The sequence below is a fragment of the Lyngbya sp. CCY1209 genome, from assembly GCF_035615495.1.
In the GTDB taxonomy this organism is placed as follows: domain Bacteria; phylum Cyanobacteriota; class Cyanobacteriia; order Cyanobacteriales; family Microcoleaceae; genus Limnospira.
The window spans coordinates 1-248 of the sequence record NZ_JAJENU010000020.1 but is presented as its reverse complement, the minus strand read 5'-3'; the positions used below and the strand labels follow the sequence as shown (position 1 = coordinate 248).

Here is a 248-nt window from a genome sequence, read left to right as displayed (position 1 = left end):
TCACGATGCGGAAACGCCAAATACAAAACGCTCAGGAAATATTACCGAACAGGAATGGCAAAACTGAGCAATGGGGATGAAAGGAAGGATAAGTGGATATTCCAAACCAAGGATGGTCTGCGACTTCAGAAACACAACTGGACTCCCATCGTCTACCACACATTGGTAAGGCCAAGCGCATCGACGTATGACGGAAACTGGGTCTATTGGGCAACAAGGAGAGGGAAATCACCAGAAATCTCAAACCG

Annotated in this window: 1 pseudogene; it reads left to right on the top strand. The window is 47.2% G+C overall.

Going from position 1 to position 248, the window contains the following annotated elements:
- Positions 1-54: 54 nt before the first annotated feature.
- Positions 55-248, top strand: a pseudogene (locus LKE08_RS00095) (hypothetical protein); the annotation flags it as partial.